This is a genomic window from uncultured Anaerococcus sp. (assembly GCF_963510915.1).
Lineage (GTDB): Bacteria > Bacillota > Clostridia > Tissierellales > Peptoniphilaceae > Anaerococcus.
The window spans coordinates 1-25,487 of record NZ_CAUPHG010000016.1; the positions used below are offsets into that span (position 1 = coordinate 1).

A 25,487-nucleotide genomic window follows, 5' to 3' on the forward strand; every position below is an offset into this window, starting at 1 on the left:
CTAAGCTCTTCGTGTTGTTCTGTTGTCTTAAAAAGCATATAATCCTCCTTACATTATTATCCTTATACTAGTATTGTAGCCCTAAGAAAACGTTTTGTCAAGAATATTTTTCGTTACAAATATCTTATAAATTTGTTTGGTAAAACCCCGCGTTTTTAAAAAATAACTAAAAGTTAATTGTAGCAATCTAATCTTTCTAAAATAAAATTCAAAAATTTTTCATTAATAGACTAGTCTCCAAAACATTTTCCCTACCTTATATATATCCATTTTCGCACTTTTAAAACTTAAAATATTATTTTAAAATAAATATTTGACAGCAAATGGCTTGAGGCGATTAGATTTTACTCTTAATAAATAAGAAATTTTATTTTTGTGTTAGAAGCCCAGAAACCTTAATAAAATTTTAAGTTTTATATACTTCCTTTGGGGTATAATAGGAACAAGAGGTGTAATATGAAAAACAAATTATTTAAACCGATACTTTTATCAATCATGGCCCTAAGCCTTATTGGTTGCGAATCAAATGATAAGGCCGCAGTTGATACACAAGTCGGAGAAAATCAGGTAGCAGAAGCTCATGATGAAAGTATGAATAAAGATAATAAACCAGCAGAAGATAATATTGATAAGTCTAAGCTCAAAAATACTGAAGAAGATAAAAAGGAAAATAAAGAAGTGGCTGAGAAAAAATCGGCAGATAAAAAAGATGAAGAAAAAAATCTTCACGAAAATGATGGTAAATATGTTACAACCATGATTGCAAAATTTAAGGGCGAAGCAGATGAATACATCACATCTACTGCCTACGAATATAAGTTTGAAGACGATAGGTTTGTAGTTTCTGGCTCTTTTGACTATTTCAAAGACCCTGAAGACTACGAAAAAGTTGAAGAAATCAAAAATGAAAAAGACCACAAGTTTGTAATCAATGACAAGACTGTATTTGAAGCTGTTGGTGGAATGGCTCCAGCTAAGAAGTTTAATAAAGAAGACTTCCTTAAATATTTGGATGAATGCAAGGACACTGGTCTTGCCCTAATAATTTTCGTAGAAAACGGAGTAGCGACTAGCGTTTCAATTTCATCATAAAATTTAAAATCGAGCAAAAAAATAAAACCATATATCAAATCCCTTGAGGCATTCTATGTTTCTTGGGATTTTTTAGTATTTCAAAAAATTATCATGTTATCTTGATGAAGTAGTAAAAGTATGGTAGGATATATATAACAACAGATTAGCTAGGTAGATAGCTAATTAGTGGACGCGGGATTTTTATTTTATAGAAAGGACCTACCATGTTTACCTATAGAGAAAACGATTTTAATTCATGCAAGACGATTTTCACTCAGCTTGGAGCAATAATTGGTGCTTACTCTAGCCTAATTTTAAAAGATAATATAATTTTAGTATTCCTAATTTGTCTTGGGGCTGGCTATATACTTGGCCAAGTCTTTGATAAGAAAAAGCTTTACTAAAATTAAGAATAATGAGCAAGACCTTCCTCCCTTTTGGTAAAAATAAGATGCTTTATAAATTCTTTTAAAAATTCTTGCCCATTATAAAAGGCCCCGAAAGGGGCCCTGTTTTTTTATAAAATTTCTTGAGCTAGGATTAAAAGTCCTAATGTGGCTGACTTTCCGTCATATTTTGGTCGAACAATATATGAATCTAAATCAGGTATATCTACATATCCATTCATCAAGAGCTTAAATTTCTCTCTCACTTTTTCAATTAGACCATCAACTTGCATAACTCCGCCGCCAAAGACGATTACTTCTGGGCTAAACATTAGGCTAGTATTATAGGCCGCCTGAGCGAGATAACCTGCTTCTATATCCCAAAAATCATCATTAGGATCTAAGTCTTGTCCTCTTTTGCCAAGTCTTTTTTCTATATTTGGTCCAGATGCAAGACCCTCAAGGCAGTCACCATGGCACATACATCCTCCATTATAGGAGTCCCTTGGGTCTTTTTTTATAATCATATGACCCATCTCTGGATGGCTAGCTCCTCCTGCAAAGTTATCATTTTGAACAAAACCTCCACCAACACCAGTGCCAACTGTGTAATATGCAAGACTAGTCTTTCCCTCACCACAGCCTACTTTGTATTCTCCATATGCAGAAGCATTCACATCTGTTGTAACAAAAATCGGAACAGAGAAATCTTCTTCCAAGCATTTTACAATATTAAAGTCTTTCCATCCTTCTTTTGGAGTATTTAAAATCTTGCCATAATCATCCGAGTCTGGATTTATATCGATAGGACCAAATGAGCCAATGGCAATTGATTCTATCTCTGCCTTATATTTTGCAAAAAAATTCTTAATATCAGCAAAGGTCTCCAAAGGCCCCCTAGTATCAATCCTAATCTCATCCTTAACCTCTAAATTCCTATCACCAACAGCACAAATCATCTTTGTCCCACCAGCCTCTAATATTCCAAACATAAACCCTCCTAGATAACTTTTATTTTTAGTATTCTACCCAAAATAGTTATTTTTAGTCAAATTTTTCCAAAATTTCAAATATTTTTTTCCTATAAACGACAAGACCAAGTTCTTTTCTTTTTTAATTTTGGTTTTGAATCCAATTTTATGATGAAGGGCTAAGGATTTTGTGTTAGAAATCGTAACTTCAGACCTTATTTCCTTGCCTTCTACTAAAGAGTTTATCACTTCCCTCATAAGCTTCTCTCCGTAGCCAAGCCTTCTGTACTTGGGCTTTGTTTCTAAGGCCTCTATGAGAAAAAACTCACCTTCATCAGAAATCCTAAGACCTGCAAGATAATCATCCTTATCTATCAAAATAGCTAGACAATTTTTTTCACTTTGTAAGAAATCATTTTTTATATAGGCACAATAAGATTTTCTCACCATCTAATATAGGTATTTTTTATCTACCATATCAAAGTATTCGCCAACTAGATCCCTTACCATAGATAAATTTTCCCAATTAGATTCTTCGTAGATATTCATTAATTTTTCCAAATTTATCTGCTCTATTTTATTTGTTATAACTACTTCCGTGATAAGTTTTCCTCAATCTAAAATATTTGTTTTTATTATATGATTTGTCATAAATGTTTGCTATAGTAGATGAGATTTAATAATATTTTTTATATATATTCAAGTATGTTGCAGAAGATTAGCAATTAATTGCATCTGTTGGCGAATTAAGTATAATTTGATGGGAAACATTTACAAATATATGTAGATTATTTTAAAAAAGGAAGGATATTATGACAAATAAATTTAAATTAACAGCCCTAGCCTTAGTCTTATCATTGGGTTTTACTGCCTGTGCACAAGATGCTGGAAAAAAAGTAGACGATGCTGCAAATGATACTAAGCAAAAAGTTGAAGAAGCTGTAGAGGATGCTAAAGATAAGGCTGAAAATGCTAAGGAAGATGCTAAAGATAAGGCCAAAGATGCAATTGATGAGGCGAAATCCAATCTTGAAGGCAAGCTAGCTCTTAGGAGAAGTCTTAGAGCCCCACATGGTGAAGGCTCCTTTGCAAGGATAGGCGTAGTGACAGATGGTAATAAGATTGTAGATGCAACTATTGATGAATTCCAATATTTTGACGAAGGTTCTGATTTCGTTGCACTTCCAAACCAAGATGAAGATACAGAATTCAAATCTGGCAATAAAGAAGGAAAATTCCTAGGATCAAAGGTTATGAATAATGACCAATACTCTGCCCTTATGAAAGAAAAGGCCAAAGCTACAGTTTCAATCGCAGATAACTACAAGGCAATCGAAAACTTTGTAAAGGGTAAAACCATAGACGAACTTAATGAAGTTGTGGCGAAGGCAGAAGATGGCAAGGCAATTGATGCTGTTACAGGCGCCACCCTTGTTGATACAAAAGGCTACCTAGAAGCTATAATCGAAACTGCAAATGATAGCGAAAACATGACTATTTTTGAAGCTAATAAGACTGATGACATTGAGATTAAACAAATTTTTGGTACAGCAGGCAACAAAAATGCCATCACAGATACCCTTGTAGTTATGGAAGACGGCAAGATTATTGCAGCAAACATCGATGAATACCAATACATGGAAGGCAAGGGTGTACCAAACTCTGACAAAAAATTTGGTGAGAACTTCGCTGATTCCAAAAAAGTTCTTGCATCAAAAATAGAAAACAACGAAAATTATTCTGAACAAATGAAAAAAATAGCAAAAGCTACCCACACTCTCAAGGAAAACCTAAGTGCTATCGAGGCCTACGTTGTAGGTAAAACCCCTGAAGAAATAAAAGGTCTTATTGATGGAAGCGAAGCTGGTAAACCAGTAGATGCCATCTCAGAAGCGACCCTTTCAAGCACTCATGGCTACCTAGAAGAAATCTACAAAGCAGCTACTAAATAATATTTTTAAAAAAAGACCATGAAGTCTTTCCCTCTATAGGAAATATAAGACTTCTGGTCTTTTCCTTATTAAAATCATCAAATTTTATAGGCTATCAATTTTTTCTCTGATATCCTTTTTTAAAAATATAATACAAACAATAGCATTTAGTGTCTCAGCTATAGCAAAGGCCCACCAAGCAAGACTGAGGTTGCCAAAGCTTGTGAAAAGATAAAATATTGGTAATAGAAGAATTACCTGTCTTAAAAATGATTGGATAACTGGGAATTTCCAATTTCCGATAGCTTGAAAAATTCCTCCCACACCAATAACTGATGGTATGGAAATAATAAAGGAAAGGGAAACTATCCTAATCATTGGTACTCCAATTTCTCTCATCAAATCTGTTGCAGAGAAAAGATCGAATAATTGTTTAGAAAAAATCCACATCATAACTACCGATAGGCCCACGATGACAAAGGAAGCTGTGAAGGCAATTTTTATTGCCTGCCTTATTCTTTCCTTATTTTTTGCCCCATAGTTATAGGAAACTATGGCTAAAAGGGCATTTGAAATCCCAAACATTGGCATAAAAGAAAAGGACTGGAGCTTATACATAATACCATAGGCAGCTACGGCTGATGAACCAAAGCCATAGAGCATATTGTTTATAAAAAATAAAACAACTGATCCAATTCCGCTTATCAATATAGAAGGTAGGCCAATTGAAAATATTTGTTTGATGTTATCAATATGAAATTTTAATTTTTTGAAATTGAAATTTACATCCTTGTTCTTCTTGGTATGGAAATACACTCCTACCAAGGCTCCACTTATTTGACCAATTATTGTCGCAAGGGCAGCACCAGTAACGCCTAGCATAGGAAAACCAAATAAACCAAAAATCATTATAGGGTCGAGGATTATATTAATAAGAGCCCCTGTCCCCTGGGTAACCATGGTATAGACGGTATTTCCAGTTGATTGGAGAGTCTTTTCAAAAAATATTTGAAAAAATACCCCTCCACAAAATAATAAAATTATAACAAGATAATCTTTAGTATATTGAACAATTTCTGGATCGGCTGACTGACTTCTCGCATAGAAATCAGAAAAAAATATGCCAAACAAAACGAAGGCCAACATAGAAATAGCAGCTAAAATAAGACCATGGGTCGCAATTGACTCCACTCTTTTTTTATCTTCCATGCCTAAATACCTAGATAGGAGAGCTGTTGTACCTATACCTGTTCCAACCGCAAAGGCAATCATAATATTTTGAACTGGGAAACAGAGAGATACAGCTGTTAGGGCCTTTTCAGAAAGTCTCGCTACAAAAATCGAGTCGACCAAGTTGTAAACTGATTGGACCAAGAACGAAATAATAATTGGCATGCTCATTTTAAATAATAGAGATGGGATAGGCTCAGTACCCATCCTGTTTTGTTTGATTTTGCTATCTGCCATTTAGACCTCCTTTGTTATATTTTTTAAATTACAACAGAAAAATAACGGCATAAGCCGCTATAATTCATCATTTTCATATATTTACCCACTCATTATACCACTTGTGGGTTTTTATACTATTAATTATTTGAAAATTTTTCTGTAGATTTTCTTTATAATCCTAATTAGGATTTTTTTTTACTATTCCTAGCAGCCTCTAGTCTTTCTGGGTCTGGATAATAGATAAAGGCTCCAGTTTTTCTTAGGATATAGCCGTTAAAGTTTTGCTTGAATCTCAAAACTCCATCACTACCGTCATAAACTCCGTCAACTCCAAATAAATTATAGGTCGAAATTCCCTTTGCCATAATTCTCTTCATGGCTTCATATTGAAGAATGAAGGCTCCTGGAAGTTTTTGGTATTCAGTCAATGATCCGCCCAAAAAGTATATAACTTCCTTTGACCCATAAACAAGAATCATATTTGCAAGAGGAACAACAGGCTTGTTAGAATTTTTTTTGAAATCTTCAAGCATCTCTATATCTTTCTCAAGAGAATCCCTTCTTTGCTTATTCTTAGGGCTATCTGTCAAAGAATCTAGAATACTTTTTACCTTTTCTATCGAATAATCAAAATCTATTTCAGATGTTAGAAATTCAGTATCTTCTCCGAACTCATCATAAAAAGTGTGATAATAATTTATTGACTTGTCGCCAAATCCTTGTCTTTCTGCAGTTTCTAGGGTTAGGGTCTTGAATTCTTCCATCTCATCCCTAGAAATCTTCCTTACCCTAAGTCCTAACTCAATAGCTTTTTTTATTTTTCTTTGGGCATTTTTATTAAAAGACTTTAATAAATCTTCATCCTTATCTGGCAAAAATTCACCCAAGTCTTTTATAAATTGATAGTCTGGAGACCCATCATAGCTTGGCACTGACCCATCATTTGATATATAGCCAACTTCTTGCATTTTGGCAAAAAATGACTTATCTTCTGCTAGGACTTCTTCGCCATCCTGGTCGATTTTTTGGTAGTCGCTATCAAGCTTTACAATTAGTTTTAGGTATCCTTCTTCTCTAGCATAGTCTTTTAGCTTGTCATAAAAAATATATTCATTTTCTTTTTTTTCTGCGCTTGCCCCCACCATGAGGTCGATTCTTTCGCCCCCATAAAAATTTCTCATAAAGGCAAGGCCGATAGCAAGGATTTCTTCCCCATCAAGTAATGCCAAAAGCTTGGTCTTTCTATTGTTGCTCTTTAAGACTTCAGCCATCTCACTTGTTTGCAAAAAGGAGTAGCCTGTCAGTCTGTGTAAGTAGTCATCGTATTGTTTTCTTGATATTTCTTTAATAATCATATCTTCCCTTTACTATTTTCATAAGTCTTAGTCCTATTTTAACACAAGGTCTAGGATTTATAAAATCTGGCCAAGACCTCCTCCCCTTTTTAATTAGGATATATTTCTTTCTCTAGCCTTTTAATTTCCCTAGCTAGGATTACTTTTCTCTTTAATGACATATCATAAGGCATTATATTTGGGTTGGCAGTGTTTGCAACTCGATCCTTATCCTTAAATTCCGGTAAAAGTTCCTTATCCATATGGGCTTCTAGGCATTTTTCGCTAAGTTTTATAAGCCTAAATTTCTTAGTTGGCTTTACAACTTCACTTTTATTATAGCCCTTATCTTCTATGGCAAGCCTTATAAGATTGACTCCAGCAAGGGTTGAGTAATAGAAGGTCCTTCCTTGTCTTTGGTTCATTTCTAAGACAAAAATCTCTCCAGTTTTGGAATCAAGCTTAAAGTCAAAGTTAAATAGGCCGACATAGTCAAGGCTATCTACAATATGTTTGGCTATCTCATAAAATCTTTGATCGTTGTGGTCAATTTGAACTAGGTGGTTGCCTACAGTTAGGACCCTTTCGTCTGATAGGATATTTCTGGCGAGAACCATGGATGTGTCCTTTTGACTTGACCTATAGCCATTTAGAGAATATTCTGAACCATTTCTCCCATTAATAAATTCTTGGACAATCATGTCCTTATCATAGCCCGCTTGGTAGATTTTCCTAAGGACTTCCTTGGCTTCTTTGTTTGATGATAGTTTATAGCCCTTTTGTTTTTCTTCAAAATCTAGGGCATAAAGGGCAGGGAAGTCGTCTGGCTTCATAAATAAATCACCTTCGAGTGATAGGCTTTCAATATTATCTCCATTAATAATCTCTGTTTTTGGATACCTAACCCCGATTGTTTCTAGGTAGTTATAAAATTTTGACTTGTAGAAAAGATTTTTATATATATCTCCAAATGGATAGGCAGCCTCACAATCAAAGTCAAGCCTATCAAGGTTTTTGCAGAGGATATTCAAATAAATTTCATTAGGCGCAAAAATTATGAATTTAGTATCTGGATATTTTTTTGCTTCTTTATTCAGCATAGTCACAAACTTATCGTCATTACTCGAGAAGCCTCTCTCATAAGTTAGACTCGAAATTTTTGTATCCCTGTAGACTTTTAGTATACCCGATCCAACTGTGACTGATTTTTCACCATAAGCTTCATAGAAGCTCCTAGCAACAGAATAAGAATTGTCATCTGTTCCTAGGATTAGTGGTTTTACTTCTTTCATAAAATCACCTAAAATATTGATTCACGTGATTTGCTATCTCTTTCTTCAGAGATTTTTGCTATAAAGTCAGCAAGTTTAACGTCTTTTGTTTCTTCTCCATCCCTATTTCTAACTGTGAGTAGGCCTGATTCGATTTCCTTATCACCTACTACTAGCATGTAGTTTGTTCTCATCATTTGAGCAGCCCTAATCTTGTAACCAACACCTTCGCTTCTTTCGTCTACCCCTACTCTGAAACCTGCCTTTTCGATTTCTTTTGCGATTTCATGAGCCTTGTCAGCAAATCTGTCAGCAACTGGAATTACCTCTACTTGTCTTGGGTTAATCCAAAGTGGGAATCTGCCTGCAAAGTGTTCTGTAAGAACGCCGATAAATCTCTCAACTGAACCAAGTAGGGCTCTGTGTAGCATTACTGGTCTCTTCTTTTCGCCATTTTCGTCTATATATTCGAGTTCAAAGTTTGCTGGAAGTTGGAAGTCAAGTTGGATTGTACCACATTGCCATTCCCTCTTAGCTGCATCTAGTAAGTGGAAGTCGATTTTTGGACCATAGAAAGCACCGTCACCTGGGTTTATTTGATAATCAATGCCACGTTCTTCTAGGGCAAGTTTTAATTGTTCTTCTGCGAAGTCCCAATCTTTGATATCTCCCATGTAGTCATCTGGTCTTGTAGATAATTCCAAAGTGTATTTAAAACCAAATGTAGAATAAAGAAGGTCTGCAAGGTCTATCATCTTATAAACTTCTTCCTTGATTTGGCTTGGAAGACAGTAAACGTGGGCATCATCTTGGGTAAAGGTCCTAACTCTGAATAAGCCGTGAAGAGTTCCTGATAATTCGTGTCTGTGTACTTGGCCAAATTCTGCAAGTCTAATTGGTAGGTCTCTGTAGGAATGTTGGCGAGCTGCGTAAGTTAGAACTGATCCTGGACAGTTCATTGGCTTAATTGCATAGTCTTCGTCATCAATCTTTGTGAAGTACATATTTTCCTTATAATGATCCCAGTGACCTGATCTGTGCCATAGGTCTTCATTTAGGATAAGTGGAGTTTTAATTTCTCCATAGCCACTATGGTCAAGAACGCCCCTCCACCAATCAAGAAGTTCATTCATTAGAATCATGCCATTTGGATGGAAGAATGGGAATCCAGGTCCTTCTTCATGGAAAGTAAATAGGTCCATTTCTTTGCCGATTTTTCTGTGGTCACGTCTAGCAATTTCTTTTTGTAATTCTTCATATTCTTCAAGGTCTTTTGCCTTTGGGAAGGAAATGCCATAGATTCTTTGAAGCATAGCCTTATCAGAATCTCCTCTCCAATAAGCACCTGCAATTGCCTTTAGTTTTATAGCCTTGATTTCCTTTGTAGATTCAAGGTGAGGTCCTCTGCATAGGTCTGTGAAGGCATCGCCCATTTTATAAAGGGTAATTAGTTCATCAACTGGAAGGTCTTCGATTAACTCTACCTTGTAGTCTTGACCTTCTTCTTTAAAGAGCTTAATGGCTTCATCTCTAGAGATTTCAATTCTTTCTAGTTTAAGATCTTTTTTGGCAATTTCTTTCATTTTCTTTTCGATTTTCTCCAAATCTTCTGGAGTAAATCTGTGTTCAAGGTCCATATCATAGTAGAAACCATCTGCTATGGCAGGTCCTATAGCAAATTTTGTTTCTGGCCAAAGTTCTTTGATGGCTGCTGCCATAACGTGGCTTGATGTGTGCCAGAAAATTTCCTTGCCCTCTTCGTCTTCAAATTTCACAACTCTAAAGTCAGCGTCTTCATTGATTGGCTCAGCATATCCCATAACTTTTCCATTTACAACAGCCCCTACAGCTGCTCTGTAAAGACCCATTGAGATATCTTTTGTAACATCACCAACAAGAACTCCTGCTTCATATTCTTTTACTGATTCGTCTGGTAATTTAATCTTAATCATATATTCTCCTCCATAAATTCTCTAATAAAAAAACCGCCCTACTATCCATAAGGATAATAGGACGGTAAATTTCCGTGGTTCCACCTAATTTGTTACTCATTAAAACTGTATCGTAGTCATACGTCTTGCTTAATCACAAGAAACTCAGGGTTGGTATTCAGTCGAAATCTGTCTAAGGCTTCTCACCACCAGCCTCTCTCTGTAAGTAAAAATCAACCTACTAGTCCCGTCATAGTCTTTTATTATGTAACTACTTTACTCAATCCTTGAAATATTGCAAATTAAAATCTAATTTATAAAATTTAATTGCTAGGCCTTAAATTTTTTAAAGAATTAAAACTTGAATAAAAGACCCTAAATTTGATATACTAAGGAAAGAAGTAGTAATGTCCTAAAGAACGGAGTAAATATGACAAATGTAATGATAACTGGTGGAGCAGGCTATATTGGCAGCCACACCGCTGTAGAATTAATGAATAAAAATTATAAGGTTATAATTTATGACAACCTCTCAAACTCATCAAAAATCGCCGTTGATCGAGTTGAAGAAATAACAGGAAAAAAATTAAGTTTCTATGAGGCAGATATACTTGATAAGGAAAAGCTAAAAGAAGTCTTAGTTAAGGAAAAAGTTGACGTCTTAATCCACTGTGCCGCCCTCAAATCAGTTGGCGAATCAGTAAGTAAACCTCTTGAATACTACCACAACAACCTAACAGGAACATTAACAACTCTCGAAGCTATGAAGGAAGTAGGATGCAAAAATCTAATCTTTTCTTCATCTGCAACTGTTTATGGCAATCCAGCGAGTGTTCCTATTACAGAAGACTTTCCTAAAGGCGAATGCACCAATCCTTACGGTTGGTCAAAGTCAATGATGGAACAAATAATGATTGACCTTCAAAAATCAGACCCGGAATGGAAAATTGTTCTTCTAAGGTATTTTAACCCAATTGGTGCCCACAAGTCAGGCAGAATTGGCGAAGACCCACAGGGCATTCCAAACAATCTTCTCCCATATATAGCCCAAGTAGCTGTTGGTAAACTTGACTACCTAAGAGTATTTGGAGATGACTATGATACAGTAGACGGCACAGGCGTTCGTGATTATATCCACGTTGTGGACCTTGCCAAGGGCCATGTTTGTGCTATCGATAAGCTTGATAAGCTCGACGGCGTTTCTATCATAAACCTTGCCACAGGCAATGGATATTCAGTTCTCGAGGTTGTAAAGGCATTTGAAGAAGCTTCTGGCAGGAATGTCCCATATAAAATAGTAGGTCGTAGGGATGGAGATATCGCCAAATGTTATGCTAATGCAAAAAAAGCCTATGATCTTTTAGGTTGGAAGGCTGAAAACGGCATAAAGGAAATGTGCGAGGATTCCTGGAGATGGCAATCTCAAAACCCTAACGGTTATGAAGAAAGGAAATAAAATGAATACTAGTCTCGTTGTTTTAGCGGCAGGTATTGGCTCAAGATACAAGGCAGGCATCAAACAGCTTGCAAAAATGGATGCCAACGGCTATACAATCATTGATTATTCAATCTTTGACGCAATCGAGTCCGGCTTTGATAAGGTTGTCTTTATTATTAGAAAAGACATAGAAAAAGATTTTAAGGAAGTAATTGGTTCTAGAGTAGAGAAATTTATAAAGGTTGAATATGCCTTCCAAGACATGACTTTGCCTGATGGCTTTCTAGCACCTACAACCAGGTCCAAGCCATGGGGAACAGTCCACGCTGTTCTTGCCACAAAGGGGCTTGTAAATGAACCATTTTTAATAATAAATGCGGATGATTACTACGGTAAGGGGGTTTTTAAGGATTTACACAACTTTTTGATAACTTCCAAGCAAGAAATAAAGGGCAAGCTCCAAATTGCTATGGCAGGCTATAAGTTAAAAAACACCCTATCAGACAATGGAACAGTCACCAGGGGAGTATCAATAGGTAACTCTGAAAATAAACTGGTAGACATTATGGAAACTCACGAAATAAAATACAACAAGGCCGATGGAACTTTCTCTTCGAAAGAAAAACTTAGTCCTGATGTATTGAATCTAGAAAGTTTGGTTTCTATGAATCTCTGGGCATCTTTCCCAAGTTTCATAGACTACGCCGAAAAGTACTTCATAAAATACCTTACTAAGAACAAAAATAAGCTAGAAACTTGCGAATATGTCCTACCAGAAATGATTGGTGAATGGATAAAAGAAGATGTGGCGGATATTGCAATCCTCCCAACAAATGAAAAATGGATTGGGATTACCTACAAGGAAGACCTAAGACCATCTCAAGAAGCTTTTAAGACTATGTTTGACGAAGGAATTTATCCATCAGATATTTGGGCAGATAAGTAAAATCAAATCCTTTAAAATTGCCTTCTTAAAGGCAAGACAATCTGAAAATAATAAGACAAAGAAAATCCCGCTTTTCAGCGGGATTTATTATTATTCTATTAATAATTCAGTTTCAGGATCAAAGAGGTATGACCTATCTAGGGCAAAAACAAAGTCTACTTCTGCACCTTCCTTGGCCTTAGTTCTTGGAGATGCTTTTGAAATCATCTGAGTTTCACCGAAGTCAAAATATAAGTGAACTTCTGAACCCATTAGCTCATAAACTTTTACAAGTCCCTTAACAGGTGAGCTTGGAATACAATCTGCAGGAACTTCGTCCGCATCATGGATAGATTCAGGTCTTATACCAAAGATGACTTTTTTGCCAACATAGCCTTTATTTTTCAAAATTTCTGCCTTATCAGTAGGCATTTCAAACTTAAAGTAAGAATTTACTAGATATATTTTTGCATCTACTTCTGTAACTTCTGCTTCTATTAGGTTTATCTGAGGAGAGCCTATAAAGCTTGCCACAAAGAGGTTGTTTGGATGGTCATAAAGTCTTTGTGGGCTATCGATTTGTTGAACTTCCCCATCCTTCATTACAACTATCCTGGTACCTAGGGTCATAGCCTCTGTTTGGTCGTGGGTTACATAAATCATGGTTGTGCCAAGTTTTTTGTGGAGTCTTGCTATTTCTATTCTCATCTGAACTCTTAACTTAGCATCTAGGTTTGAGAGTGGCTCATCCATCAAAAATACCTTTGGATTTCTGACTATAGCCCTGCCCATGGCTACCCTTTGCCTTTGACCACCAGATAATTGTTTTGGTTTCCTATCAAGAAGGTTGGTTATACCCAAAATCTCTGCAGCTTCTCTCACCTTTTTGTCAATTTCTTCCTTGCTCATTTTGTTAATTTTTAGTGAGAATGCCATATTATCATATATAGTCATGTGTGGATAAAGAGCATAGTTTTGGAAAACCATGGCAATGTCCCTATCCTTTGGCAAGTCATCATTTACTTTTTTTCCATCTATTTGAAGAGTTCCGCTTGAAATTTCTTCAAGGCCTGCTATCATTCTTAAAGTTGTGGACTTACCACAACCAGATGGCCCAACAAAGATTATAAATTCTTTATCTTCGATTTCCATGTTAAAATCTTTTACAGCATGGAATCCATTATCATAAACTTTATTTATGTTCTTTAGGCTTAGGTTCGCCATATTTCCTCCCTTGTTTTCTCTTTTGCGCCTTGTTTTCTTCTATGGTCTTGTTTAAGAATTCAACCTTTCCCTTATATTCATCCAAATCTTTTAACTTAAAGGACCAGTTTTTATTGTTTAAGGTTGAAGGCTCATTTATCCTTGCCTCTTCTCCAAGTCCTAGGATATCTGCCAAGGATATTATCACATAGTCACTTTCCATTCCCATTACAAAGTCAAAGAAATCCTCCCTTATGTCTCCATGGTCAATGCCTAGGTCTTTGAAGTATTCTTTTATAGATTCGTGTTGGGCTTCGGTTAATTCTCCGTACCACTGGAAGAGGGTCTTGTTGTCATGCGTTCCTGGATATGCGACAGAATTAGCCCTTGCTTCTACCAAATGTTCTTCCCAAGGTCTTAGGTTTTCTTGGATAATAACCATACCCTTTAGGTCATAGTGGTCACGAAGTTTGTAGACTCCTGGCATCATAGTTCCAAGGTCTTCTGCTATAAATTCCACATCCTTGAGCTCTTCTACAATCCTATCAAATAGCTTATAACCTGGAGCATTAATCCACTCACCCTCTACAGCTGTGTCATTTTTAGCATCTATCTGCCAATAAGTATCAAAGGCTCTAAAGTGGTCAAGCCTTACAATATCGTATAATTTTGCATTGTAAGCGAGTCTATCTATCCAGAATTTAAAGTCATCTTTTTCAAGCTCATCCCACCTATAAATTGGATTTCCCCATCTTTGACCTAGGTCTGAAAAGGCATCTGGTGGTACTCCTGCTATTAAGATTGGCTTTCCTTCTTCTGTAATCTCGAAATATTTTTGGTTTTGCCAAACATCTAAACTATCAAGCCCCACATAGAATGGAATATCCCCAATGATTTTAAGACCTTGTTCGTTTGCGTAGGCCTTTAGTTTCATCCATTGTTTGTAGAAGATATATTGGATGAAAATTTCATAGCCAATTTGATCTTCATATGGGCTTAGGTCGAGCTTCTTGTCAATTATCCAAGTTTTTTGCTCTTCTGGCCATTCATTCCAAGCGATTAAGTTATTATCTTTTTTAAAGCTAATGAACACCGCATAATCGTAGACAAAATCAAATTTTAAAAATTCCTTATAGGAATCAGTTTCATCGAGTTTGTTTTCCTTAAATTTTTCGTAGGCTTTTTTTAAGTATTCGCCCTTAAATTCCCTTACAAAATTATAATCAACCCTGTCTTTCTGTTTAAGAGGTGCTATTCTCTTATCTAATAGACCGTCTTCATAAAGTAAATCTAGGGATATATAAACCTCATCACCTGCATAGGATGAGTAAGGTTGGTATGGTGAATTACCATAGCCTAGTGGATTTAGGGGAAGAATTTGCCACATATCAAATCCAGCTTTTTTGCTAGTATCTATAAAGTCATAGCTAGCTCTTCCAAAATCCCCTATACCATGGCTGCCGTTAAGGCTGGCTAGGGGCCATAAAATTCCTGCTTTTTTCATATTCATTCCTCTCTTATCTTTGCTGTCGTTTGACCAATAAAAAGTTCAGCATCGAAACTATTGACTTCCTTATGTTTTTTCTTTTCTATTATTTTAAATAATTCTTTAACTGATGTATAGGCAATCTTACTTGTTGGCTGAACTATTGTTGTAATAGGCTTTTGTAAAAATTCATTAATCTCAAGCCCATCAAAGCCCGCCACAGAATAATCTTCAGGGACTGATTTGCCCATATCATTTAAGGCTTTTATTGCCCCAATTGCCACAAAATCCGATATGGAAAATATGGCTGTACAATCTAGTTCATCTTTTACAATTTTTTTACCAGATTCATATCCATGATATAGAGAATAAGGATTTAAACCCTTTGGTGGATAGATTACAAGACTCGGGTCAAAGTCTATGCCATTATTAGCTAAGGCTTTTTTGTAGCCTTCAAATCGCAAGTTTCCTATACTTATATCGTTGGCTCTTGCTGCAATAAAAGCAATTTTCCTATGACCGAGACTTATCAAATAGTCTACCATTTTGACACTTTCCTTAAAATCGTCAACCCCTACACAAGTTGCGTTTTCGTTGATGCTATTTTGATTTATTATAGTGGTCATCGAATATGGAATGCCTAGAGACTTTAATTTCTCTTGATCATTTATTGTATAACCACCAAGAAATATTATACCTTCAGGCTTTAATGTCTTTATAGTTTTTGCTGCCACATCGATTTCTGACGAATGTTCTTCAACCTTAGTTAGGACAAAGGCATAGTCAGTTTTACTTATCTCTTCTTCAATAACCTTAATCATAGGTGTAAAGAAGGGATTAGTTATACCTTTGATTAAAACTGCTATGGTTTTATTTTTGCTGATTTTTAAGTTTCGTGCATTTGTATCTGGTTCATATCCTGTTTCATCTATGGTTTTAAGGATTCTGGACCTTGTTTTTGGACTTATTCCTTCAGCATCGTTGATTGCTCTAGATACTGTGCTTACACTGACCCCACATATTGATGCTATATCTTTTATGGTAGGATTTGTCATAAGCTTATCCTTTTACAGCGCCGGCTGCAACGGATTTTACTATATATTTTTGCATGGTTAGGTAGAATACTATTACTGGCACCATTGCTAAAACAAGCATAGCCATCATAGCTCCCATATCCTTATTACCATTTGATCCTACAAGCATTTGCACTACAACAGGGATAGTCTTATAAGGAGTGGATACGCCTATTACTAGGTATGGAAGGAGGTAGTCGTTCCATATCCACATAGTATTTAATATCGCAACTGTGATTGCAGTTGGCTTTAGGATTGGGAATATTATATAGAAAAAGTGTTTGATTGGTGAACAACCGTCAATCATAGAAGCTTCTTCTATTTCCATAGGGATTGATTTGATAAAGCCTGAAAACATAAATACAGACAATCCCGAACCAAAACCTAGATATAAAACAACCATACCAATTGGATTATTTAGGTGGAGAAAATCTGCTATTTTTATTGTAGGGAACATTACCATTTGGAAAGGTACTATCATTGAAAATACAAACAAATAATAGATAGCCTTGGTCCACCAAGTTTTGACTCTTGTTAGGTAATAGGCTGTCATTGCTGAAAAAAGTACCACTACTCCTACTGATACAATAGTTATCAAAAATGACCAACCTGCTGCTTGGAAAAATCCTGTTTTAGCTAAGCCTACTACATAGTTCTCAAGCCCTGCAAAGGCTTCACCTGTTGGAACTGTGAAAGGCGAGTCTGATATAAAGAACTTGCCCTTAAAGGAGTTCATAACTATAAAGGCTATAGGAAATAAGAATACTACAAGCAAAGCAATAAGTAGTACAAATAAAATTTTATTAATAGTTTTTTCTTTCATTTAATGTTCCACCTCTTTTTCACTTGTGAGTTTGATTTGTAAGTAGGCAATAAAGGCAACAATCAAGAAGAATATTACAGCCTTAGCCTGGCCTACACCCTCAAAGCCATTTCTTGAAAACATAGTATCTACTATGTTCATCGCCAACATCTCTGTCTTATACATTGGTGCACCTGCTGTTAATGCAAGGTTCTGATCGTAGAGTTTAAAGGAATTGGCAAGGGTTAGGAAGGTACAAATTGTAATAGATGGCATTACCATAGGGATAGTGATGCTCTTTAGGATTTGCCACTTATTTGCCCCATCTATCTCTGCTGCTTCTATTAATGATTGAGGTACATTTTGAAGCCCAGCTATATAAATTACCATCATATAACCAATCATCTGCCAGTTCATTAGGATTACTAGTCCCCAAAAACCAAATCTCGCATCCGCAAGCAAGGTCTTGCCATAATTTAGTAAAACAGCATCAATCATTACCTGCCAGGTATAACCTAAAACTATTCCACCGATAAGGTTTGGCATGAAAAATACAGTCCTAAATAAATTAGCTCCCCTAATTTTACGAGTTAAAACAAGGGCTAGACAAAAGGCTAGAATGTTTATACTAATTACACATACAATAGTAAAAATCACTGTGAAAATAAAGGCTGAACCAAACCTCTGACCCCTAGAGAAGGCTGTGATATAATTTTGTAAGCCTACAAATTTAGCATTGAAGATAGTTGTAAATTGGGTGAAGGATAAGCCAACCCCCAAGATAAAGGGAATTACAAAAACTATCATAAATACCAAAAAGGTAGGTAGAACAAAGATTGGGAAATATTTCTTTAAAATCTTTTGCATAAAAACCTCCTTTTATGTTTTTAAAAAAAGTCTGAATGTATCCTCATGCTGTGAGCTAGTAAATACATTCAGACCCTTTATTCATTTAGCAATATTCAATTATTCTTGTTTTGTTGCTGCTTTTTCGTCTTTCCAGCTTGTTACAAAGGCTTCTTTAACTTCATCCCATGTCATAGAGCCTGATGCGTATTGACCTAGAGCTTGACCAAAGTAATCTTTGAAAGCTTGGCTTGGGAATGATGTGAAGTTCCAGTCTATATTATATAAATCTTTATTAGACATATATCTTGCTACTTCTTTTGCAAGTGGGTCTTGTGGTTGATCAGCTTCTGTGAATGTATCAAATGGAGCGATGAAACCTAGTTTATTTGTTACATAATCTTTTCCTTCATCAGATGTAAATAACCATGTTAGGAAGTCTTCTGTAGCTTTTTGGTTTTCTTCGCTAGCTTTTGAGTTGATTGAGAAGAAGTTTTCTGTACCAACACAGATTGATTGTTTTTCTTCACCTTTTACGCCTGTGTATATAGGAAGGAATTTGATGTTTTCTTCTTTAACCTTGTTGCCTGATACTTCTGAAATTTGGCTCCAAGCCCAGTTACCATTTTGTACAAATACTGCTTGTTCAAGAGCAAATTCAGCCATTGAATCTGTTACAGATTTTCCTGTTAAAACTTCTGGAGCTACAGTTGAGTTTTGTAGGTAAAGGTCAAAAATATTTTTGTATTCTTTGTCATACTTAAATTCAACTTCTGCCATATCTTTTGTATTATTATCTCTATATTCATAGAAGATTGGTAGGTTAGCTAAGTGAGTTTGCCATCTCCAGTCTTCACCTGGTTTAAGAGATGTAGATGCGAAAGCACCTTGGATTCCAAGCTGATCTTTTTTAGCTTGCATATCTTCAGCAACTTCTTTAAGTTTTGCAAAATTGTTGATTTCATCTACAGATTTAATCTTAGCTCCATCAAGACCGATATATTTTTGAACAAGAGCATCATTGTATATAATACCATAGCCTTCAACTACATATGGAATACCAAATACTCCTTCGCCGTCTTTTACGGCTAGGTCTTTATCTACTAAGTGAGAGTAAATTTCTGTATCTTTAAGATCTTTTGTATAGTCTTTCCAGTTTTGATAGCCAATTGGGCCATTGATTTGGAATAGGGTTGGTGCATCGTCCTTTGTAATTTCTGCTTTTAAAGTAGATTCATATGTTCCTGAAGCAGCTGTAACAACCTTTACTGGAACTCCAGTTTCTTCTTCATATTTAGCAGCGATTTCTTTCCAAACTTCCTCAACTTCAGGCTTGAAGTTTAGGTAATAAACTGATGCCTTGCCAGCTTCTTTTTTCTCTCCAGCTTCTTTGCCGCCTTCGTTTGATTTGCCGCAACCTGTAAAGGCAAGGGCACCTGCAAGGACTAAAGCTCCTGCTAGTAACGTTTTCTTGATTTTCATAAATACTCCTCCGTAAATTTTCCTTCTACCGAATCCTCATATATAAGTGTTTATAATCTAGCAAAACCAGTGAAAGATTATGAAAACATTTTTCGGTAACGGTTTCGTAAGTCTAATATATCACATCTTTTAATAATTTGCAAGGTCTTTTTATTCTTTCTTCAAAAAGATATTTTTTCTCTTTGTTTATTGGTTAAAGTATCTAGTTTTACTACTTTCTTGCAAGATTTTACTTTTTATAATTAAGTTGAATTCCACAATAATTCTTACATAAAAAATAAATTTCCTTATTTTTAAAATTAAATTCAAAAATAAATAAAATCCATGATAATTTTTTCAAAATTTTTTCCTATTTTATGATAAAAATATAAAGATATGACTGAATTTGATCCTGATTTAATAAGAAAATCAAACTTTGTATATCCTAACTCCAACAAAGTCTCTACAGTGAAATCCTTATCTTTCTATCATTGATTCTTCTAACATCCAAAATATTTATAAATAAAAAATCGCCCAGCTTGACCTTAATGCTCTAAATCATGCTGGACGAATTTTATCATTCTTCGTTCTTTTCTTCTTGTTCTTCTTCCGTTTTTTCCTCAGCTGGCTTATCTTTTAGTTTCCTAATTCTACAGGCCTTTATCCTGTTATCTTCCATGTAGAGGATTTTTATTTCGTAGCCATTATAAATTATGGTTTCATTATCACCAGCTTCTGGTATATAGCCTAGCTTGTCTATAATAAAGCCGCCTAGCGAATCGTAGTTTTCATTTTCTTCGTCTATATCAATAGGAATTTTTTCATTTAAGTCCTTAATTCCAATCGAAGCCTTGACCACAAAGACGTTTTTGCTATTGATTTTTATCTCTGGTATATCATAGTCGAAGCTATCTTCCATATCGCCTACGATTTCTTCTATTAAATCTTCCATGGTGATTACACCTGAAAAACCACCGTATTCGTCAATTAAAATCGCCATATAGATATGGCCCTTCTGCATATCTGAAAAAAGCTTGTCAGCTTCTATTTTATCTGGTGCAAAGTAGGCAGGTCTGATCAGTTTTTCTATATCTACATTATAAAGACCAACCTTAGTAGCCTCTAAAAGATAGTCCTTAGTATATAAAATTCCCAAGATATTATCAACATCATCTTCAAAAATTGGAATCCTGTTGTGGCGAATTTTAATAAATTCCTCCATAAACTCCTTATCCTTGTCGTTGATATCAATCATAAATACGTCAGTCCTTGCAGTCATGATTTCTTCTACAATTATGTCATCAAAATTCATGATGGAGTGGATCATCTTTGATTCCATTGGCCTTATGATACCCTGGTCTTCTCCGATTTGGACAATTGACTTTATCTGTTCGTTGGTGACTTCCTTTTGGATAACTCCTGCTTCTATGCCGAAAATTTTCATGATGAAATTTGTCACCTTGTCAGTAACAAGAACAAAAGGCTTAGTTAAAGCAAGGGCCAACCTCAAAGTCCCTGTAGTATTTAAAGCAAAGCCAAGAGGATTTCTAACCCCAATTCTTTGGGGAATCTTATCTACAAAGATAATTTTGACTACTATGTAAAGCAAAATAGTGATTAAAAGCGCAGTCTTCATAGAAATGTAATTCATAATAAATCTCGAATCCCTAATCATATCGGCTATAAAAGCGACTGTGACAAGAGATAGGACAGAATTTATCATAGAAAAAGACTGGTTTAGCCTATCTTGATTCGAAGTTATCCTTAGCAAGACCTCAGCATCCTTACTCCCGTCTTCCTTTAAATCTCTCAACTTATCCTGGGAAAGACTTATTACTCCCGTATGTAGGGCTGTGAAAAATCCATTTATTAAAATTAAAATTATTACAGTTAAAACTAAAATTAAACTGTGGTAGGGAACAGAGTCCATATTTTCTCCTTTATATATAATATTACCTTGACTATATCAACAAAAACTAGCCTTGTCAAAGGCAGAGCCTATTTGTCAATCTTTTTAAACAAGAGATAGCAAATGATGACGCTTAGGATAGAAAGGCCTATGATGTACATATAGCCAAATTCCCAGCTAAGTTCCGGCATGTTTTCAAAATTCATACCGTACCAGCCTGTGAGGACTGTAATCGGGGTGAAAATCGTAGTTACAACTGTGAGGATTTTCATAGTTGAGTTCATGGAAAGATCCATTTTTGAATCGTAGGAGTCCTTGACATTTGTAATGTAGTCGGACAAATAGGAAATATTTGCCGAATATCTTTCAACCCTGTAGGCCAGGGATTTTAGGTGTTTAATGTCATCATCGTCGAAGATTTCATTTTCATTTTCAACAAAAACTTCGATTGTATCTAGGAGTCTCTCATAGGAAGTATAAAGATTTAGGGCCTTGTGTCTATTGTCAGAAATCACTCCAATCTTATCCTTGTTTGACTTGTTATTTATTATCGAATCCTCTATTTGAGCTGTTGAATCTTTTATAGAATCAAAAATCTTTGTATGTTTATCAATTAGGGCTGTTATAAAGTGTTTTAAGGCACGGCCTGGCGACCTTGATGAAAATCTCTTGGCCACCATCTTGTTGAAGGCACGAGTTGTAGAATCATCCTTATCGTACATATCAACTATGACTAGCCTGTTATTTTCTATATAAAAACCTATGAGGTCTGATGTATCAAGATTGCCCCTGATGTCTAAAAGCTCCAAAATCACAAAGGTGTAGGTATCCTCAACTGCCACATAGGATTTTTTGCTACTGTCTGTGACAAGCAAGTCAACCAAGGCATTATCGAGCTTATATTTTCTTGCAAAGTCAATAAAATCAGCCTTTCCCAAATACATTAGGTAAAAGTCGTCATCTTCTATGGCATCGTAAAACTTTGGCATGGTCGTTTCTTCAAAGCCATTGTCCGTATCAAATTTATAAATATATTCCATATAAACTCCTGTTTTTCAAATGTCTTAATCATTCTATGGGTAGGGGTCTTCCTTGTCAAAAATCCCCAGCACTTAGGCTAGGGATTTGACGCGGTTTTTGTATTTTAAAACTACCATAAATACCATAATTGCAAAAATACCAAAAGCAAGGGAAATAATTGCCGAATGGGTAAAGCCAGCTATGATATAGGAAATGCTGGCAATAGATGCTACGGTGAGCCCATAGGCCAACTGGGTTTTGACGTGGTCAACGTGGACGCAACCAGCACCTGCCGATGACATGATGGTTGTATCTGAAATTGGCGAAATGTGGTCACCGCAAACCGCCCCAGATAGGCAAGCAGATATGCCTATAAAAAATAAAGGCTGACCCATTTCAAACATGGCGGTTATGATTGGAATCAAAATCCCAAAAGTTCCCCAAGATGTTCCTGTGGCAAAGGCAAGGAAAATTGCAACCACAAAGATAACTGCAGGCAAAAATGAATTTAGGTTGCCAACAGCTCCCTTCATTAGGTTTCCTACAAATTCTTGAGAACCCAAAAGGTCGTTTGAAATGTTTTTAAGACTGGTGGCCATGGTTAAAATCAAAATCGCCCCAACCATTGAAGAAAATCCTTCGGACAGACTTTCCATTGACTTTTCAAAGCTAATCACACCCCTAATTACAAAATAAATTATGGAAATAATAAGGGCAGACAAAGACCCCATAGCAAGGGCCACAGATGAGTCTGTGTTGGCAAAGGCATTTACAAAGTCTCTGTAAAATTCACTTGCAGGATCAAAAAATCCGCCAACGTAGACTAAAGATAAAACAGAAACTACAATCAAAACCAAAATCGGAAAGATAAGGTCAATCACTTTTCCATTTGGATTGCCATCTTCAGCTGTAATCTTTGTTGTCTTAACTGCGCCAAGGTCACCTGTTTCCATAGCTTTTTTCTCAACATCCTTCATAGGTCCAAAGTCGTTATCAAAAAGAATAATTGACACTACAAAAACCAAGGTCAAAAGCGAGTAGAAATTGAAGGGAATAGCCCTTACAAACATTTCAATCCCTGAAATCCCCTCAGCATAGCCAGAAACCGCCGCTGCCCAAGATGAAATAGGCGCAATCATGCAGATAGGAGCTGCTGTTGAGTCTATGATATAGGCAAGTTTGGCCCTTGAAATCTTGTAGGAATCTGTCACAGGCTTCATGACAGAGCCCGATGTCAGGCAGTTAAAATAATCGTCAATAAAAAGCATGGAGCAAAGGAAAAAGGTCGAAAGCTGGGCGGCCTTTCTCGATTTAATCTTTGAGTGAGCAAATTCACCAAAGGCCCTTGACCCACCCGAATGATTTATCAAAACAACCATTATTCCTAAGACAACAAGGAAAATAAAAATCCCCGCTGTTTGTGAAACAGATTCTATAAGTCCATCTTTAACCACATTATCAAGTGACTTTGAAAGCGATCCTCCCGATCCTAAAATCCCTCCGACTAAGATTCCCAAAAACAAGGACGAATAAACCTCCTTGGTCAAAAGTGCCATAAAAATCGCAAGCACAGGCGGAAAAAGCGCCCAGGCAGTGGCAAAAGTATCCTTCCCACTAAGGGAAATATATATTGATAAAATTATGGAAACAAGCCCCACAAAAAGGGCAAGTTTCATATTTTTCTTCTTCATAAAAACCTTCCTCTATCTAAAATAATCTGTAATAAAAATAAAAGCTTAAAAATAAGCACGGTTAACATTATACTTAAATTTCAAATATAAGAAAGGAAGATAAGCTTTTATCTTGTTTTTTTGCAAAAATCTTTGTATTTTTAAGATTACACGTCTAAAAAACGGGTAAAAAAATATCAGGAGGGATAATTATGAATACATACAAGGATTTAATTATTGGAAGCCTTGCTTTAATAGTTTTAATTGTATCTATCTACATGTCCTATAAAACAGGGAAGATTGAATACGGATGGATAATAGGAATGAGCTTTATAGCTATAGGGTCTTTTGGCCAGTATTTTTCAGTTCGCAAAAAAGAAAACCAAGCTTAGGATTTTCAAGTCGTAGGCATCAACTATAAATAACAATAAAAACCACCGAGAAATCGGTGGTCTTTTTTATCTTTCTTCTGAAATTATATCTTTTACCTTCATCAAACGAGAGATGGTTGCTCTTTCGTTTTCTTCTAGTTTGGCTCTGATGTATTTGATTGTTTCTTCAAGGTCTGGGATGGTCCTGTATTCTAGAGCATTTACCCTTCTTCTTGTGGATTCAATCTCATCTGCCATTAGCTGGGTTGTTTTTTCAAGCTCAGCTAGTTCTAGGAGCCTGTCTGTGACATGGTTTAATTTCAAAATAGCCTCGTCTAGGCCAACACTTGTTGTGGCGTAGCCATAGGGAAACATGGTTGCTTTTTCGTTTACCTTTACCTTAAATTCCATCTTAGGAATCCTAACACTCATGACGTTTTTTGTTGTAATGTCAACGCCAACTTCCTGGGTTGGAAAGCTTACTGCTTCTTCGAGGATTTCTGGACTCATAAAGGCTGATGCCATGAGGAAGGCTGCGAAGGAGTCTGATAGTTCCTTTTCTACGTCTTCTCTGAGTTTTTTATTCTCCCTAATTAATTCAAGAAATTGTCTCATTAACTCATCTTGCTTGTCTTTTAGGAGTTTATATCCTCTTTTGGCGGTGGCAAGTCTTCCCTTCAGGGTGTTTAGGTTCATCCTAGTAGGGGTTACTTTTAACTTTGCCATAGGCTAGTCCATATATTTTTCTATTAGGGCGTCGTCGATTCTCTTGAGCTCTGATTTTGGAATTATCTTTAATAGTTCCCAACCCAAGTTAAGAGTTTCTTCGATTGACCTATTTGTGTAATAACCCTGGTTGATGTATTTTTCTTCAAAGGCCTTGGCAAATTCAGCAAAGGCTAGGTCTGCATCTGACAAAGCAGAGTCACCTAGGAT

22 protein-coding genes, 1 pseudogene and 1 other annotated feature are annotated in these 25,487 nt (G+C 35.9%); of the genes and pseudogenes, 6 read left to right on the forward strand and 17 right to left on the reverse strand.

Annotation, left to right across the window (positions count from 1 at the left end; all coding sequences use genetic code 11):
- Nucleotides 1-456: 456 nt before the first annotated feature.
- Both RQ893_RS02510 and RQ893_RS02515 read left to right on the forward strand, forming a co-directional pair.
- Nucleotides 457-1,092 (forward strand): hypothetical protein, encoded by a 636-nt coding sequence (locus RQ893_RS02510; protein WP_311481474.1) that lies wholly within the window; start codon nucleotides 457-459, stop codon nucleotides 1,090-1,092.
- A 206-nt stretch (nucleotides 1,093-1,298) separates the two neighbouring features.
- Complete coding sequence (locus RQ893_RS02515; protein ID WP_311481475.1) at nucleotides 1,299-1,478, forward strand: hypothetical protein; 180 nt, start codon at nucleotides 1,299-1,301, stop codon at nucleotides 1,476-1,478.
- Between the two features lie 113 nt (nucleotides 1,479-1,591).
- On the opposite strand, the gene RQ893_RS02520 is transcribed toward RQ893_RS02515, so the two are convergent.
- Together RQ893_RS02520 and RQ893_RS02525 are read right to left on the reverse strand one after the other, a co-directional pair.
- Nucleotides 1,592-2,452, reverse strand: a complete 861-nt coding sequence (locus tag RQ893_RS02520; protein ID WP_311481476.1) for an ROK family protein — start codon at nucleotides 2,450-2,452, stop codon at nucleotides 1,592-1,594.
- 33 nt (nucleotides 2,453-2,485) lie between these two features.
- Nucleotides 2,486-2,881 (reverse strand): GNAT family N-acetyltransferase, encoded by a 396-nt coding sequence (locus tag RQ893_RS02525; protein ID WP_311481477.1) that lies wholly within the window; start codon nucleotides 2,879-2,881, stop codon nucleotides 2,486-2,488.
- Between the two features lie 362 nt (nucleotides 2,882-3,243).
- On the opposite strand from RQ893_RS02525, the gene RQ893_RS02530 reads away from it, so the two are divergent.
- Nucleotides 3,244-4,383 (forward strand): FMN-binding protein, encoded by a 1,140-nt coding sequence (locus RQ893_RS02530; RefSeq protein WP_311481478.1) that lies wholly within the window; start codon nucleotides 3,244-3,246, stop codon nucleotides 4,381-4,383.
- A gap of 84 nt (nucleotides 4,384-4,467) precedes the next feature.
- Here RQ893_RS02530 and RQ893_RS02535 read toward each other — a convergent pair whose 3' ends face one another.
- The 4 genes from RQ893_RS02535 to thrS all read right to left on the reverse strand — a co-directional run bounded on the left by RQ893_RS02535 (nucleotide 4,468) and on the right by thrS (nucleotide 10,368).
- Entirely contained in the window at nucleotides 4,468-5,829 is a 1,362-nt protein-coding gene (locus RQ893_RS02535) for an MATE family efflux transporter (RefSeq protein ID WP_311481479.1), read from the reverse strand.
- A gap of 164 nt (nucleotides 5,830-5,993) precedes the next feature.
- Nucleotides 5,994-7,166, reverse strand: coding sequence for a peptidoglycan bridge formation glycyltransferase FemA/FemB family protein (locus tag RQ893_RS02540; RefSeq protein ID WP_311481480.1), 1,173 nt, complete (start codon nucleotides 7,164-7,166; stop codon nucleotides 5,994-5,996).
- Between the two features lie 89 nt (nucleotides 7,167-7,255).
- Nucleotides 7,256-8,437, reverse strand: coding sequence for an ATP-grasp domain-containing protein (locus tag RQ893_RS02545; protein WP_311481481.1), 1,182 nt, complete (start codon nucleotides 8,435-8,437; stop codon nucleotides 7,256-7,258).
- An 8-nt stretch (nucleotides 8,438-8,445) separates the two neighbouring features.
- Complete coding sequence (gene thrS, locus RQ893_RS02550) at nucleotides 8,446-10,368, reverse strand: threonine--tRNA ligase (protein ID WP_311481482.1); 1,923 nt, start codon at nucleotides 10,366-10,368, stop codon at nucleotides 8,446-8,448.
- 54 nt (nucleotides 10,369-10,422) lie between these two features.
- Nucleotides 10,423-10,610 (reverse strand) — a binding site (T-box leader).
- A gap of 167 nt (nucleotides 10,611-10,777) precedes the next feature.
- Between thrS and galE the strand changes: the two genes are divergently transcribed.
- Entirely contained in the window at nucleotides 10,778-11,803 is a 1,026-nt protein-coding gene (gene galE, locus RQ893_RS02555; protein ID WP_311481483.1) for a UDP-glucose 4-epimerase GalE, read from the forward strand.
- A 1-nt stretch (nucleotide 11,804) separates the two neighbouring features.
- Entirely contained in the window at nucleotides 11,805-12,731 is a 927-nt protein-coding gene (locus RQ893_RS02560; protein ID WP_311481484.1) for a sugar phosphate nucleotidyltransferase, read from the forward strand.
- 90 nt (nucleotides 12,732-12,821) lie between these two features.
- Here RQ893_RS02560 and RQ893_RS02565 read toward each other — a convergent pair whose 3' ends face one another.
- The 9 genes from RQ893_RS02565 to RQ893_RS02605 all read right to left on the reverse strand — a co-directional run bounded on the left by RQ893_RS02565 (nucleotide 12,822) and on the right by RQ893_RS02605 (nucleotide 24,201).
- A complete protein-coding gene (locus RQ893_RS02565) occupies nucleotides 12,822-13,934 on the reverse strand; it encodes a sn-glycerol-3-phosphate ABC transporter ATP-binding protein UgpC (RefSeq protein WP_311481485.1) in 1,113 nt (370 codons plus the stop codon).
- Nucleotides 13,903-15,417, reverse strand: a complete 1,515-nt coding sequence (gene malQ, locus RQ893_RS02570) for a 4-alpha-glucanotransferase (protein ID WP_311481486.1) — start codon at nucleotides 15,415-15,417, stop codon at nucleotides 13,903-13,905. Before malQ ends, RQ893_RS02565 begins: the two co-directional genes overlap by 32 nt.
- Nucleotides 15,418-15,419: 2 nt before the next feature.
- Nucleotides 15,420-16,454, reverse strand: coding sequence for a LacI family DNA-binding transcriptional regulator (locus RQ893_RS02575; RefSeq protein WP_311481487.1), 1,035 nt, complete (start codon nucleotides 16,452-16,454; stop codon nucleotides 15,420-15,422).
- A gap of 4 nt (nucleotides 16,455-16,458) precedes the next feature.
- Nucleotides 16,459-17,295: a carbohydrate ABC transporter permease gene (locus tag RQ893_RS02580; protein WP_311481488.1), complete on the reverse strand. Its 837-nt coding sequence runs from the start codon at nucleotides 17,293-17,295 to the stop codon at nucleotides 16,459-16,461.
- Nucleotides 17,296-18,141 carry a sugar ABC transporter permease gene (locus RQ893_RS02585; protein ID WP_311481489.1) on the reverse strand — a complete coding sequence of 282 codons (846 nt, stop codon included), beginning with the start codon at nucleotides 18,139-18,141 and terminating at the stop codon, nucleotides 17,296-17,298.
- A gap of 99 nt (nucleotides 18,142-18,240) precedes the next feature.
- Nucleotides 18,241-19,602: an ABC transporter substrate-binding protein gene (locus RQ893_RS02590; protein WP_311481490.1), complete on the reverse strand. Its 1,362-nt coding sequence runs from the start codon at nucleotides 19,600-19,602 to the stop codon at nucleotides 18,241-18,243.
- Between the two features lie 556 nt (nucleotides 19,603-20,158).
- Nucleotides 20,159-21,511 carry a hemolysin family protein gene (locus tag RQ893_RS02595; RefSeq protein ID WP_311481491.1) on the reverse strand — a complete coding sequence of 451 codons (1,353 nt, stop codon included), beginning with the start codon at nucleotides 21,509-21,511 and terminating at the stop codon, nucleotides 20,159-20,161.
- Between the two features lie 68 nt (nucleotides 21,512-21,579).
- Nucleotides 21,580-22,530: a CorA family divalent cation transporter gene (locus RQ893_RS02600; RefSeq protein ID WP_311481492.1), complete on the reverse strand. Its 951-nt coding sequence runs from the start codon at nucleotides 22,528-22,530 to the stop codon at nucleotides 21,580-21,582.
- Nucleotides 22,531-22,602: 72 nt separating this feature from the next.
- Nucleotides 22,603-24,201 carry a Na+/H+ antiporter NhaC family protein gene (locus RQ893_RS02605; RefSeq protein WP_311481493.1) on the reverse strand — a complete coding sequence of 533 codons (1,599 nt, stop codon included), beginning with the start codon at nucleotides 24,199-24,201 and terminating at the stop codon, nucleotides 22,603-22,605.
- Between the two features lie 191 nt (nucleotides 24,202-24,392).
- On the opposite strand from RQ893_RS02605, the gene RQ893_RS02610 reads away from it, so the two are divergent.
- Nucleotides 24,393-24,572 (forward strand): hypothetical protein, encoded by a 180-nt coding sequence (locus tag RQ893_RS02610; protein ID WP_311481494.1) that lies wholly within the window; start codon nucleotides 24,393-24,395, stop codon nucleotides 24,570-24,572.
- Between the two features lie 66 nt (nucleotides 24,573-24,638).
- Here the strand turns inward: RQ893_RS02610 and RQ893_RS02615 are convergent, their stop codons facing one another.
- Nucleotides 24,639-25,277 (reverse strand): V-type ATP synthase subunit D, encoded by a 639-nt coding sequence (locus tag RQ893_RS02615; RefSeq protein WP_311481495.1) that lies wholly within the window; start codon nucleotides 25,275-25,277, stop codon nucleotides 24,639-24,641.
- Between the two features lie 3 nt (nucleotides 25,278-25,280).
- Nucleotides 25,281-25,487 (reverse strand): annotated as a pseudogene (locus tag RQ893_RS02620) (V-type ATP synthase subunit B); the annotation flags it as partial.

Bases quoted from the DNA above. Each gene is read 5' to 3' on its own strand.
- RQ893_RS02605 (WP_311481493.1), bottom strand. From the start codon at position 24,201: ATGAAGAAGAAAAATATGAAACTTGCCCTTTTTGTGGGGCTTGTTTCC.
- RQ893_RS02585 (WP_311481489.1), bottom strand. From the start codon at position 18,141: ATGCAAAAGATTTTAAAGAAATATTTCCCAATCTTTGTTCTACCTACC.
- RQ893_RS02515 (WP_311481475.1), top strand. From the start codon at position 1,299: ATGTTTACCTATAGAGAAAACGATTTTAATTCATGCAAGACGATTTTC.
- RQ893_RS02520 (WP_311481476.1), bottom strand. From the start codon at position 2,452: ATGTTTGGAATATTAGAGGCTGGTGGGACAAAGATGATTTGTGCTGTT.
- RQ893_RS02575 (WP_311481487.1), bottom strand. From the start codon at position 16,454: ATGACAAATCCTACCATAAAAGATATAGCATCAATATGTGGGGTCAGT.
- RQ893_RS02530 (WP_311481478.1), top strand. From the start codon at position 3,244: ATGACAAATAAATTTAAATTAACAGCCCTAGCCTTAGTCTTATCATTG.
- thrS (WP_311481482.1), bottom strand. From the start codon at position 10,368: ATGATTAAGATTAAATTACCAGACGAATCAGTAAAAGAATATGAAGCA.
- RQ893_RS02545 (WP_311481481.1), bottom strand. From the start codon at position 8,437: ATGAAAGAAGTAAAACCACTAATCCTAGGAACAGATGACAATTCTTAT.
- RQ893_RS02590 (WP_311481490.1), bottom strand. From the start codon at position 19,602: ATGAAAATCAAGAAAACGTTACTAGCAGGAGCTTTAGTCCTTGCAGGT.
- malQ (WP_311481486.1), bottom strand. From the start codon at position 15,417: ATGAAAAAAGCAGGAATTTTATGGCCCCTAGCCAGCCTTAACGGCAGC.
- RQ893_RS02595 (WP_311481491.1), bottom strand. From the start codon at position 21,511: ATGGACTCTGTTCCCTACCACAGTTTAATTTTAGTTTTAACTGTAATA.
- RQ893_RS02580 (WP_311481488.1), bottom strand. From the start codon at position 17,295: ATGAAAGAAAAAACTATTAATAAAATTTTATTTGTACTACTTATTGCT.
- RQ893_RS02535 (WP_311481479.1), bottom strand. From the start codon at position 5,829: ATGGCAGATAGCAAAATCAAACAAAACAGGATGGGTACTGAGCCTATC.
- RQ893_RS02525 (WP_311481477.1), bottom strand. From the start codon at position 2,881: ATGGTGAGAAAATCTTATTGTGCCTATATAAAAAATGATTTCTTACAA.
- galE (WP_311481483.1), top strand. From the start codon at position 10,778: ATGACAAATGTAATGATAACTGGTGGAGCAGGCTATATTGGCAGCCAC.
- RQ893_RS02540 (WP_311481480.1), bottom strand. From the start codon at position 7,166: ATGATTATTAAAGAAATATCAAGAAAACAATACGATGACTACTTACAC.
- RQ893_RS02560 (WP_311481484.1), top strand. From the start codon at position 11,805: ATGAATACTAGTCTCGTTGTTTTAGCGGCAGGTATTGGCTCAAGATAC.
- RQ893_RS02615 (WP_311481495.1), bottom strand. From the start codon at position 25,277: ATGGCAAAGTTAAAAGTAACCCCTACTAGGATGAACCTAAACACCCTG.
- RQ893_RS02600 (WP_311481492.1), bottom strand. From the start codon at position 22,530: ATGGAATATATTTATAAATTTGATACGGACAATGGCTTTGAAGAAACG.
- RQ893_RS02565 (WP_311481485.1), bottom strand. From the start codon at position 13,934: ATGGCGAACCTAAGCCTAAAGAACATAAATAAAGTTTATGATAATGGA.
- RQ893_RS02610 (WP_311481494.1), top strand. From the start codon at position 24,393: ATGAATACATACAAGGATTTAATTATTGGAAGCCTTGCTTTAATAGTT.
- RQ893_RS02510 (WP_311481474.1), top strand. From the start codon at position 457: ATGAAAAACAAATTATTTAAACCGATACTTTTATCAATCATGGCCCTA.